9 protein-coding genes and 1 pseudogene are annotated in these 12,508 nt (G+C 55.8%); 9 read left to right on the plus strand and 1 reads right to left on the minus strand.

Translation table 11 applies throughout. The features are described from left to right. From ACH2EH_RS13855 to ACH2EH_RS13875, 5 genes and pseudogenes are all read left to right on the plus strand, one after another. A pseudogene (locus ACH2EH_RS13855) lies at positions 1-339 on the plus strand (F0F1 ATP synthase subunit beta); the annotation flags it as partial. 75 nt (positions 340-414) lie between these two features. Next, entirely contained in the window at positions 415-1,572 is a 1,158-nt protein-coding gene (locus ACH2EH_RS13860; RefSeq protein WP_395142618.1) for an AAA family ATPase, read from the plus strand. Then, positions 1,569-2,183 (plus strand): DUF4276 family protein, encoded by a 615-nt coding sequence (locus ACH2EH_RS13865; protein WP_395142620.1) that lies wholly within the window; start codon positions 1,569-1,571, stop codon positions 2,181-2,183. The genes ACH2EH_RS13860 and ACH2EH_RS13865 overlap by 4 nt, the downstream gene beginning before the upstream one ends. Positions 2,184-2,271: 88 nt before the next feature. Then, positions 2,272-2,703: a hypothetical protein gene (locus tag ACH2EH_RS13870; RefSeq protein ID WP_395142622.1), complete on the plus strand. Its 432-nt coding sequence runs from the start codon at positions 2,272-2,274 to the stop codon at positions 2,701-2,703. Further along, positions 2,700-3,809, plus strand: a complete 1,110-nt coding sequence (locus ACH2EH_RS13875) for a phosphotransferase (RefSeq protein ID WP_395142624.1) — start codon at positions 2,700-2,702, stop codon at positions 3,807-3,809. The genes ACH2EH_RS13870 and ACH2EH_RS13875 overlap by 4 nt, the downstream gene beginning before the upstream one ends. A gap of 94 nt (positions 3,810-3,903) precedes the next feature. Here the strand turns inward: ACH2EH_RS13875 and ACH2EH_RS13880 are convergent, their stop codons facing one another. Continuing rightward, on the minus strand, positions 3,904-5,613 hold the full coding sequence (locus ACH2EH_RS13880) for an AAA family ATPase (RefSeq protein WP_395142626.1): 1,710 nt from the start codon (positions 5,611-5,613) through the stop codon (positions 3,904-3,906). A gap of 24 nt (positions 5,614-5,637) precedes the next feature. Here ACH2EH_RS13880 and ACH2EH_RS13885 point away from each other — a divergent pair, with 24 nt between their 5' ends. From ACH2EH_RS13885 to ACH2EH_RS13900, 4 genes are all read left to right on the plus strand, one after another. Beyond that, the gene (locus ACH2EH_RS13885) at positions 5,638-6,870 is read left to right on the plus strand and encodes an acyl-CoA reductase (protein ID WP_395142628.1); all 1,233 of its coding nucleotides are present in this window, start codon (positions 5,638-5,640) and stop codon (positions 6,868-6,870) included. 205 nt (positions 6,871-7,075) lie between these two features. Further along, a complete protein-coding gene (locus tag ACH2EH_RS13890) occupies positions 7,076-9,031 on the plus strand; it encodes a hypothetical protein (RefSeq protein ID WP_395142629.1) in 1,956 nt (651 codons plus the stop codon). 4 nt (positions 9,032-9,035) lie between these two features. Next, a complete protein-coding gene (locus ACH2EH_RS13895; RefSeq protein ID WP_395142631.1) occupies positions 9,036-11,117 on the plus strand; it encodes a PQQ-binding-like beta-propeller repeat protein in 2,082 nt (693 codons plus the stop codon). A 34-nt stretch (positions 11,118-11,151) separates the two neighbouring features. Further along, the coding region (locus tag ACH2EH_RS13900) for a WD40/YVTN/BNR-like repeat-containing protein (protein ID WP_395142632.1) at positions 11,152-12,508 on the plus strand (1,357 nt) is incomplete at its 3' end.

Consider the following 12,508-nt stretch of genomic DNA (forward strand, 5'->3'; position numbering starts at 1 on the left):
ATCGTGGGAGCCGAGCACTACCGGGTGGCCCGTGGGGTTCAGTCCATCCTCCAGCGCTACAAAGAGCTTCAGGACATCATCGCCATTCTGGGAATTGACGAGCTCTCCGACGAGGACAAGTTAATTGTTTACCGTGCTCGCAAGATCCAGAAGTTTCTCTCTCAGCCCTTCTACGTGGGAGAAGCCTTCACCGGAATCGCCGGAAAGTACGTCAGCCGCGAGGATGCCGTCCGTTCGTTCGATGCGATCCTGGCTGGAAAGCACGACGACCTACCGGAGCAAGCCTTTTACATGGTCGGCACCATCGAAGAGGCCATCGAAAAAGGCCGCTCTCTGTAGCGGGCACGATCCCAAGAACGAAACGGCCCACGACAAATTGTCGTGGGCCGTTTGTATTGTAAAATGTAAAAAACCATGCTGAAATCTCTGAAAATCAAGAATTTGCTCTCCTTTGGTCCCGAAGGTGTGGATGTCGAACTACGTCCATTGAATGTCTTAGTCGGGCCAAATGGTTCTGGTAAGTCTAATTTTCTGAGTGCAGTACGGATTTTACAAGCAGCACCGACAGATTTATCTATGCCTATTCGTAGTAGCAGTAGTTTTCCTGAAGATTGGAAACGATCTGATTCTATATTGCCATCAGAAATATCTGCGGATTTAGATTTTCACTCAGACTATATTGGCACCTATTATTTGGCATTGAATTTTATAAATGGTTATGGTATAGAAATTCATAGCGAGGTTTTTAAGAGCGATATATTTACATTTTTTGAGAGATTTAAGAATAACGCAAGAATATATTTTTTGAAAATGGATATGGAAAATGTTGAAAATGTTAGAATTGAAGATAGTAAGTCGGTAATGTCTGAAGTTAAAGACTTTAGACCTTCTAATTATAGTATCTCTGCATCTTTATTGAAAAGCCTGAGAATTTACACGGGTAGGCCGTGGCAACAAGGTAATGCCTCTTGGTTGCCACAAAAAATCGATGTCGAATCAAAATTTTTATCTGAGGATTATTCAAATCTGGCTGTCGTTCTTCATAATTTAAATAATTTTGTGAATATAGAAAGTTTGTTGCTAAGTAAATTGAAACGTTTTTATCCTCGATCTGAGCGACTGTTTACTGACTTTGTGGGAGGACTAGTCCAAATATTTATACGTGAAAGTGTCGGGAAATCAGTTGCTAATATTCCCGCGTCACGGCTCTCGGATGGGACGCTAAGTTTTCTTTGCTTATTGACGATTCTTTGTCACCCAACACCACCACCGCTAATCTGTATCGAGGAGCCGGAACTAGGACTTCATCCTGATGTTTTGCCAATGATTGCGGAACTTCTTGTGGAGGCATCAAAGCGTACTCAACTCATCATTACGACACACTCTGATTTACTGGTTTCCGCAATTGGGGATCTCATGCCCGAAGCGATTTTAGTTTGTGAGCATACTTCGGAAGAAGGCACAACTATCGAACGACCGAACCCTGAGCGTCTCAAAAAATGGTTGCAGCAAGATGATATGTCGTTAGGTGAGGTTTGGCTTCGAGGGGCTATCGGAGGTACGTTGTATTGAAACGAGTCACGATTTTTGTTGAAGGGGGAGCTCCGAAGGGACATGGAAAAGGAACTGACCTCACTCGTATGCGTGAAGCATTTCATACATTTTTAGGGTTATCCGATGCGGTCAGAATTGAAATCTGTGGTTCTCGAAAAGATGCTTATGACGAATTTTGTAATGCCTTAAAAGAAGAACCGGGACGAACTTATTTACTTCTTGTGGATTCGGAGATTCCTCTTCAAGAAGGCCAATCACGTTGGCTACATGTACTAAATTACCAACAAGATCAATGGAAAAAACCAAAAGAAGCGACGAATGAACAACTTTATTTTATGGCACAGTGTGTCGAGGCTTGGTTGGTAGCACATCCTGAAAACATGAAGGAATATTATGGAGAGAAGCTAGGGAATCTCCCTGTTACATTCAATGTTGAGGAAATATCTAAAACTGATCTGGCAGAGAAATTAAACCGAGCTACCGAGAAAACGGATAAGGGAAAATATAGCAAGACGCGCCATCTTCCCGATATTTTGAAGAACACAGATCGCAGTCGCGTTCGGGATCGTGCTCCGCACTGTAAATGTCTCCTGGATCACTTGAAATCCTTGGGAGTTTGTCGCGACTGAGCCACTGTCCTGTGGGCACTTTCCCGTGGGGCAACAGAACAGCACCTTTGGTTGCGAGCTCGCGGAGAAATAGCGGTATAATTTCGGTGTGATTCTCTTTTTGTTTGCGTTAATTTGCTGCGCGGGAGCGCTCTTTGCCGCCACCCGCCTGGGGCGCTTGCCCGTGGCATCTCCGAAATCGCTGTTGCGTGTGCTTCGGCCTGTGGCGCTCGTGGCTCTGGTCAGTGTGGCGTTTGGCGCACTGATCGGTGTCGCCACTGCGAAGCGCGACGCCCGCGCTCCTGCGTCAAGCCTGGTTCGTGAGGCGCGCCAAAGGCTCGATCCTAAGAGCAAGACCAATGATCCAGGCTACTGGAAACAGCAGCTTGCCGATGGCGAAGCAAAACTTGTGGCCAGCGAGAGCGCGAGTATGGATGAGACACTTGTTCTCAGGGGCATTGCTCGAACCACTAGCATCGCGCTTTTCCTGGCGGGTCTTTTGGGAAGCCTGGCACTGATTCGCTTCCGCGCTGAGCAGTGATCGTCACGTGCTTTGGCCAGGAGTCTCAGAGCCAGCGCTGGTGGAAGCTTGTGGGGGCGGGGGCGGAGTCCGTTCGTGAGCTGCCTCTGCACCGGCGCTTTATGCCACATGCCACCAAAGACGAAGCCACGCTGATTGCGGAGGGCGCTCGCCCCGACGAGGCGCTTTGGATAGACGAAGCCGATCTCCCTGTGGCCGTTCATGAGCCGCACCTGCTACGTGTCCCGTGGGGTTATGCAGGCTGGCTGGAGGTGGCACTGGCCTGGATTGCGGAGCACGCAGATGGCCTGCGCTCCTGGAAAGAGGTCAAGTCCTGGAGCCTCTCGTGCGTGATCCGGGCTGAGACGGGACGCGGAGTTGTCTACTTCAAGGCCACCAACCAGCAGCCTGCGCTCTTTGCCAATGAGGCGGACGTCACGCAAAACCTCGCCGAGCGCTTTGCCGGTCTTGCTCCCCTGCCGCTTGCCACCGATCCCGAGCGCGGCTGGATGTTGCTACAAGACTTCGGCCCCAGCCTGCGCGAAACACACGGCGACAGTTCTGCCGCACTCGCGCTCACCGACTACTCGCGCTTCCAACAAACCACGCTTGGTCAAGAAGCCGCGCTGCTCAAACTTGGCTGTGTGGACCGTCGCCCGGCCCACTTTGCCCGCGAGCTGCCCAAACTTCTCGCCGACGAAATCTGTCTCTCACCCCTCACCGACGACGAGCGCGAAAGGCTTCTCTCCGTGGACTGGCAGGCAAAAATCGCCGCTTTTTCGGACAGTCCCTGTGCTCTGGTACACGGCGACCTGCACATGGGCAATGTCGCCCAGGGGCCAAACAAAGACGGTAGCCTGCTCTACTTCGACTGGACCGATGCCAGCGTCGGCCTCCCTTGGCTCGATATTCTCACCGCGCTCTGGGAAGACACCGACGAAGCATCGCGCAAGCTCTACGCCGCCTGGAGCACGCCCCTGCCGCCCTGGGAGACCATTGTGCCACTGACTGCTCTGCACCACGCTATCAGCTACCGCCACATCTACCACGCCCTCGAACCCTGCGTCCAGCACGAGCACAAAGGCGGTGTGAAATTCTTTTTGCGCAAAGCCTCCGAGTTCAGCTAAAAGAAACTCCCTCCACCCAGCAATTGGTATAGAGGGAGCCACAGGCCCACTTATGGGTCTTGCCGCATCAGCGGGCCGCTTTAGCCGCCCGCTGCTAGATCACGCCGCTTGGAGTTTTAGCCGTGCCCTTGCCGCGTGTCTCTCGGCGTATGGGTTTGACATCGGCGACGTTCTCGGGGGCTTGATCGAGCAGCATCAGCCAGTCCTCGACGGCATCGCTCTTGGGGAAGATTTCGTTTTCCTTGAACTCCAGCGCGAGTGCTTTGTAGAGATCGTCTTGCGTCAGACCTTCGGACTGGTTGCCTGAGGCGATCGCACGCTTGATGGCGAAGTCCTTAGCCCGCTCCACTAGGGAGCTGAGAAGCGCACCGGAGACGAGATCCTTCCAGTAGAGCCGCTCCGTGCCGCCGTTGCGGTTGAAGACATCTAGAAATTCCGTCTCGGCGTCTTTGCGCCAGAGGTGCGCCACGGTGTTGTCTACCAGCTCGGCGGCAGCGGCCCGCTTGTCGCCATTATGCGCTTCGAGTAGGGCGCAGTCCAGTGGCACATTCTCATTGAGGTAGATCGCCAGAATATCACGCGACGCTTTCTTATCGGGCCGCTTCACTTTGACGCGGCGGTCAATGCGCTCGGGGCGCAGAATCGCGGGGTCAATGTAGTCCGGGCGGTTACTGGTGAGCATCACGACTACATTGGCACTGGAGACAAGGCCGTCCATCTCGGCGCAGAACTGCGGGACAACCGTGTTGGAGATGTTGGTCCAGCGGCCCGAGTTGCGGGTGCGCAAGATAGACTCGGCCTCGTCAATGAAGATAAAAACTAAGTGGCCGTCTTTGGCTTTCTCACGGGCCGTGGCGAAGATTTCGCGCACCTGCCGCTCGGACTCGCCCAGCCACATGTTGAGGATTTTGGGCCCATTGATGTACATGAAGTACTCTTTGAGGTTCTGGCCGGTTTGCTGATTGAACTCTTTTGTGAGATTGTAGGCCGTGGCCTTCCCAATCAGTGTCTTGCCGCAGCCGGGCGGGCCGTAGAGCAGAATTCCCTTAAGCGGACGCTTGCCAAAACGCTCGTAGAGTTCGGGGTAGAGCAGAGGTTTCTCGATGGCATCGCGGATGATCTCAATGACCTCGTCCTGGCCGCCGATCTTCTCCCACGGTACCTGTGGCACTTCCTCCAGGAAGAAATCCTTACTCTCGGCCTTGGGAAAGTGCTCCATGGCGAGCTTGCCGGTCGGCTCTAGGCGCACTTCGTCGCCCGCTTTCATGTCCGCAAACTGAAGCGCTTCGCCCAGACCGACGATACGAGAGTTTTGCCCCTGTGCATCCCCGCCCACACGCACGCGCCCGTCGCCCAGCACCTCGCCCACTTTGACCAGCGGCCCCGCCATGTGCGGAGGAAGCACCTGCACGACCGCAAACGCATCGTTGATGACCACTCTATCGCCAATGGTCATCTCATCGGTAGCGAGCTTGGGGTCTACATTGCCGACATACTCGCCATCGCCGACGGCCAGAAAGACTTTCTTACTATTTTCCAGCGGCCCCAGATACATCCCGATCTTGCTTGCTGTCTCGGTGAGTTTGGCGTAGGCATCCTCGAACTGCTCCAGAACCTCTTGGGCATCACGCATCTGCCGCTCGTCGGTTTCCAGCTGGTGGCGCAACAGCATGAGGTACTGGTACTTCGGGTCGGACGGCGCGGTCATTGCCAGCAGCTCATCCACTAACCCGACAGCACGCAGCTGCATCTCGTCGTTATCCTGACCTTGCGAATCTCCTCGGCGGTTATCTCTTCGTGCCATGGGGGTATTATACCGTCCAGGCTCATGGAAACCACTCCTCAAACGGTCAGGGAAACCCTGGTAAAACTCCGGGAACTTCCTCCGATTCCTGTAGAGCGCCGCGTCGCCGCCCTGGCAAAATTATGGCAGCAAGTCTGTCTCGCGCCGCCCGAACCCACCCCGGCTCCGTTCGTTCCTCACTTCGCCGACCCTCCCTTGGTTCAAGGGAGGGTGGATACGAGTGGTGCGAGTAGCCGGGTGGGTTCGGGGGGATTTCCGTGGGCACAAGTACGCCGAGGAATCAAAGCCCTCGCCCGATCCGCGCCGCACTGCTCTGAGTCTGGAGATTTTGAGAAGCCGGGTGTCCTCGCGCTGATCCTCGCGGGAAATACCCCACTGCTCGCCTGGCCGGTACTCCACTACGCCGTGCTACTCGGCATTCCTGTCTTCATTAAACAAAGCCGCGACGAGACAGTTTGGACACGCCACTTTGTCGAGACGCTGGCGGAAATTGATCCCGAAGTCGCCGCGCTTCTGCATCTTGATAGTTTCCCTGGCGACGATCTCCGAACCAAAACACTCGTCCAAAACGCCGATGCCGTGATCGCCTACGGCGGCGATGAAAGCATTGCCGCACTTCACGAGGCGACCCCAGAGGCGACACCGTTTCAAGGATTTGGGCACGCTATCAGCATCGGATTGATTGGAGGGCACTGGGACGCCCATAGGTTCGCACGTGATGTCCTTATGTACGATCAAGCGGGCTGTCTCTCCCTGCAAACACTACTGGTGGCCTATGCCTACGGTTCAAAAGTAGGTCACGCACTAGCACTGGCGCTAGAGAGACAGAGGGAGCGACTCGGCGTAAAAGCACGTACGGACGCGGCTGAATGTCGAATTGTGCGGGAGGCGCGTGATCTGGCATTGATGGAGGGGCGTGAAGTTTTGGGGAATTCTGATCTGTGTTGGAGTGTCGTGATTCATCAGGAGCCCTGTCCACTGCCAGCCCCAACGGGTTTCTGTGTGGTTCATGTTATTCCCTATGACGATCAAAAGCCTTTTCAATGGTTTCTTGGAGAGTATGTGGGGAAGATTTCTTGTGTGGGCGAATGTGTACCCGGCAGGAGTGACTGGTGGAATCAAGCTTTGAAGGCCGAGGGCGTTTCACGAATATGTCAGGCAGGCACGATGCAGATGCCGCCGCTGGACTGGCGCAATGGGAACGTGGACTTGCGGGTGTGGCTGCTTGAGGCGCTTGGTGATGTGAGGAGTGCTTGACAAAACTGGTAAGTTTGGGGAACAATAACGACGACTTTCAGATCTAGGTGGGGTAGTCCCGCGGGGGGACGATGGTGCCCCGTGGAAATTTCTCAATTAAAGAAGGAAATTGCCTGTGCTGGCTTGAATAGAGCGAGCGTAGGTTTTCGGCCATTTTAGACAGGGAATATCCCTAACTAACAACCGAGAAGAGAGGTTTTACAGCATGCAGATTCGCACTGGGATGCGATCCTCCTGGTTGGCGGCGGCGGCAGCGGTGCTGGTAACAGGTCTGCTGGCGTTCCTGCCTTCTGGCTGTGGCGGGGGCGGGGAAACCATCCCCGGCCCCGTGCCAACAGCGGTAGGGGCGACTCCGACCCCAACACCATTGCGCACCGCAGCCTTCAAGGTCAAGATCGATTGGGGCGCGCGTAGCCGCGTCGTTGGTCTCTCCTCGGCGCTCTCCGCTAGGATCACGCTTGAAGGCGGCGATCCAGCGGGCGGCGACATCTCTTGGGTTGTGAATCGCCCTGCAGGCACTGCTGCGATTCTCCAGTCCTATGACTCTCCACGTCCTGCCAAGGTGGGCAATTTCGTCCTCCGAGTTCGCTTCTTCATAAACTCTGATGCAACAGGTGATGAGGTTGGTGAAGCGGCGGCATCAGCCACAATTCTGGCAGATGGTTCCCTCACCGTGACGATTGCAACCTACACAGGGGTGCAGACGGTCGAGGTGATTCCCAATCAGGCGGTTGAAGTTGGTGAGACTAAAGACCTGGCCGTGGGAGCGAAGAATGCGAAGGGGACTCCTGTCGCGATTACACGCGGCTCAATGTTCTTTACCGTGGTGGCTGATCCCAGTAACCTGGAAGTGGTTAACTCGGGGGCTTCTGTACGAGGCCTACACCCGATCCAGGCAACCGTTACCGTGCAAGTGGACGGTGCGATCAGCGCACCAACGGTTGTTCAGGTGACCTCGGGAACTGCGGTAACCGTTGTTCCAGGCTCCTCGGATAATCTGGGTTCCGAATTCCCGCTGGATCTTGTCGCAACCGTGACAGGCGCTCCGTCAGCGGAGAGTGACGTTATCTGGAGCATCCAAGGCGGCGCAAGCACGACCAATGGCCAACTGCTCAACACCACGGGCAACACGGTTACCTACGTCGCCCCCAAGCTCATTGGTGGCGATATTCGTAATATCGTGGTTGTTGCGACCAGCAGGTACAACTCCACGAAGACCTTCCCCATCCCGATTAAGGTGACGGCGCCTGCTGTGGTGGAGATCACGCCCCCAACGGCGGGTCTCTCCTGGGAGCAGTCGGTCGATCTGACCGCGCTGGTGAAGAACCTCTCTCCACGGATTCCCGCTACCGGCGATTCCCGCCGTGAAGTGAAGTGGGAGATCGTCAAGGATGGCAACAATCCCGTCGGGGTACTTGTTGTGGATCCCACGGATGCTAACAAGGTCACCTACACCGCTCCTAAGCGGGAAGCGACCATCACCATCCGTGCGATTAGCAACTACGACGCCACGAAGATTGGGGAGTGCACGATTACGGTGCTCTCTGCCGTTGGGGTGACGATCACGCCGAGCCCGGCTCCTCAGCTGGACTGGGACGATACGCTCAACCTGACTGCCGCTGTGAGCAACACACCCAATCAGGGAGTGACCTGGTCGATCGTGAGCCCTGCAGGCTTTGGCAGTGCCATCGCTTCAACGGGATCGAGCACGGCGCGCTTTACGGCACCAAAGAACAACGCAACCTACACTGTGCGTGCCACCAGTGTCTATGACACGCGTAAATTCGTTGACTTGCCCATCACAGTACTGACGACAATCGGTGTGGTGGTGACGGCGCCCAGCCCGCTGCCGGATCCGCAGAAGGTCTCGATCAGTCGTACCCAGAGCTTTGCTGTCGCGCTGACGGGGTTGCCTGTGGGCCGCGATGGAACGGTTTCCTGGACAATTACCGGGCCGAATGGCGAGGCGAACACGGGCAATGTCTACGGAAGCATCGTCTCCACGGGATCGACCACGTCACGCTACACGGCTCCAGGGACGCCTCCTGCGGCAAACAGTGGGCAGCTCAAGGTGATTGCTACGAGTAACTACGATACAAATGCGAAGAAGACCATCAATGTTCAGGTGGTCGCTGGCTCGCTAGGGGTTAGGATTGACTAAGCCAATGACACGATTCGTTTTTCTGAGAACCGTGCCACGTGCGCTCTGCGCGTCGGCGATTGCGCTGAGCCTTGTGGTTCCGCTGACGGGCTGTGGCGGCGGGTTGGGGCGGCCTTTCGGGGGCGGCACCAGTGCCCTTGCCAGCCGTAAGGTCGGTGAGATCGGAATCACGGTGCAGTGGCCTGCACGCACCCGTCTGATTCCAGATGCCTCCAATAGCATCGTGGTGAATATTAAGGATAGCCTGGGGCGCAGTGCCCCCGGCTTCCCTAAAACTCTGGTTCGGCCTGCGGACATCAGTGGCACCTCGCCCGTCACAGTCGCGACCACGACGGCAACCAACCTTGAGGTCGGCATCCCTGGTACGCCGGAAAACTACACGATTACGGCCAGTGCTTTCCCCACTGCCGCTGGTACTGGTGTAGTGCAGTCAACGGGAAGTACCGTGGTGCCGCTTGATACGGACAATCCTGTCAATAGCGGAGTTGCCTTCACTCTGGGAACGACCATCCGCACGGTGGAAATCGGGATCACCGACGGCAGCACGAGCGGACAGAACCTGGGGAAAAATCGTACCCGCGCATTTGTGGCCACGGCCAAAGACGCAACCGGTGCGATTGTTCTGACCACTGCCTCCAAGTGGAAGTGGGAGATTCTTGCCTCTGGAATCGGCAACTTCCGTAACCCGGATAACTCCTCAGCAGGAGCCACGTACCTTGGGAATGGCTCGACATATGTGGCAGGTGATCCAGGCAGTACGCCGACCAGTGTGACCATCAGGGTGACGGAGACGGAATCGTCCGTTTCTGATCCCGCCAACCCCGCACAGTACACCACTACCGCCACGGTCAATATCGTTCCTCTCGGACTGGCACTGAGTGCCTGGCCGCGCTTTCATGGAACCAAGCAGAACCTTGGCGTAGGTGCGACGGGAACCGGGATTCTGGGGGCTTCGGCGACCCAGGCCTGGAAAACCGCCCTGGGCAACAATGTGGTGTTCTCCTCACCGACTTTAGGTGTAGACGGCAGTATCTACATCTGCTCCTATAACGAGAGCACAGGGGCAGGCGGTGCACTGACTGCACTCAATCCAGATGGGACGATTCGTTGGGTCTATAACAATAGCAACACGATCGGGCGGATTGAGTCCTCACCGGTGATCAGCCAAGATGGGACGATCTATTTTGGTAGCTACGGAGCAAGCGGCACTGGCAATGTCTATGCCGTTAAAAACAACGCGACAAACACAGGCTTTACTCCCGTCTGGGTGAAACAGCTCAGCGGGCCGGTCTACGGCACTCCTGCTCTAGACTCTAATGGCTATCTGTATGTAGGAACAGGCGGTACGGATCGCAAGCTTTACAAGCTGGACTCACTCAATGGGAACCTGTCTTGGAGTATGGCTCCCTCTGCCTCCACGAATACCGAGCTTCAAACCTCCCCGGCACTTAGTGCTGACGAGTCCACTCTATACGCCGTTAGCTCGGGAGAGACTCTTGGTAGCGGAACTCTTGTTGGAGCGAATCTTTACGCGGTGAACACCATCACGGGTGCAGTCACCTGGACATTCAGCACCGGTGATAAATCAGTAACGGCTTCATCGCCCGTAGTCAGTGGCGGTCGGGTGTTCTTTGGAACGCTTGATGGGTTCCTGTACGGCGTGAATGCGGCGACGGGTCTGGCAGATTGGGCACAGCCCTTTGATGCTCAGGCGCAGATCTACTCCACCGTGGCAGTGTCTCCGGATGGGGCGACTCTGTACTTTGCCACCTTTGACAACATCTCCGGCTTAGACGAGAGCAAGATCTTCGCCGTGAATACAGTCACAGGTACTCAGGTCTGGGCGAGTAGCAATTTTGCACAGGGATTCACCTCATCGCCCGCGCTGAGCAACGATGGGACACGGCTCTACATTGGCTGCTACGACGGGAATGTCTACGGTGTCAATACAGCAACGGGGGGAGTTGCTTGGACGTTTAGCTCAGGTGCAGGTGGGTTAGGGTTTGATTCCTCACCCGCTGTGGCTAGCAACAATATGCTTTACATCGGTGGCTTTGAAGGCAACCTCTATGCGTTGCAGCCGTAGCAGGCGTCGCGACATGGGAAAATCCGAGGGAGAAATGAACGTGAGATTGAGAATCTGGGCAGGGGTGGCAGGATCACTAGCGAGTGTGATTAGCTTATCCCACTCGGGGTACGCACAACAGGGGCGGCCCACGGTTGATCACGGGACGCTTCAGCGCGCTCTGGAGCACCGCGAGAAAATGCGACCCGCCAGTATTGGTGGGAAGAAGGCGAAGCCTGCCGGGAAACCGGGAGAGATCGGGTTGCTCTCTGGGGGAAACCTTGGCTACAGCACTCGTCGCTGGGAGATTGTTGGTCCCATTAATGTGGTTCCAGGCATTCGCTCCGCCATGGGGCCCAATACGAGCTTTGTGACGGGCCGAGTCAACGCCGTGGCCTTCGATGTCAAGACGGAAGGTATCGCCTACATCGCGACGGCAAGTGGCGGTGTCTGGAAGACCCTGGACTACAAGCCCATTGATCCCACGGCGCGAGTCGCCTGGACACCGCTGAGTAACAACTTCCCCTACCAGGAGACATCGGCGGTGACGGTGGATCCTACCAATAGCCGCGTTTTGTACGTGGGGTTAGGGGATTTCTACGGTGCAACCAGCGGCCCGGGTGAGGTCACGAGCTCGCTCTGGTTCAAGAATTTATCGCCCAACTCTGGTTCCACGGGGATCATGAAGTCGGTCAATGGGGGCAATACCTTCTTTAGCATCGGCAGTCTTGATACGGCTGGTAATCCAGCCATGGCAGGAACCGCAGTTTCCTCGATTGTGGTGAACCCCTACAATCCCAAGATCGTGGTTGCGTCCTGTGGACGTGGCATAAATCCGGGAAGCCTCTGGCGCTCTACCGATGGGGGAGCAAGCTGGAAAAAACCGGTTATGGCCAATGGCTCGGCGTTTCCGACGGGTGACTGGAGTAGTGTGCGAATGTACAACGCGTACGGCACAATCCAGGGTGCAACCAACGCAGGGCTCCCACGCTACTACTACGCAACGCGAACGGGCAATGATGCAGCGGCGGGTGTCTACCGTTCCCATGACTTGGGGCTGACCTGGCGTCAGATCTCCAATTCCCCTCTCGTGTTTAACAAAAATGGTGGTCCGGGTGGTCCCTACGAGCTTCATGTGTCTCCGTCGGCAACGGGGCCAGGGATTGCGGGTGTACCGGGATCGGGTGATTCCAATGCGCCGTATGTGATCTATGTCAAGGACTCCAGCGCCCAGAACGACGATGGCCGTATCTACCGTGGGCAGCCGAAGGACCGCCTTGATGTGGGTGGGACAGGCCCGTTAGAGTACCTCTGGGAAGAGATCACGGATAACTACAGCATCCAGAACGGAAATTTTACTAACTGGAGCCGCTCGGAGTACTCTGGTGCTTTCACCGCGGTGCCTCTCAATG

Source organism: Armatimonas sp. (genome assembly GCF_043760365.1).
Lineage (GTDB): Bacteria > Armatimonadota > Armatimonadia > Armatimonadales > Armatimonadaceae > Armatimonas.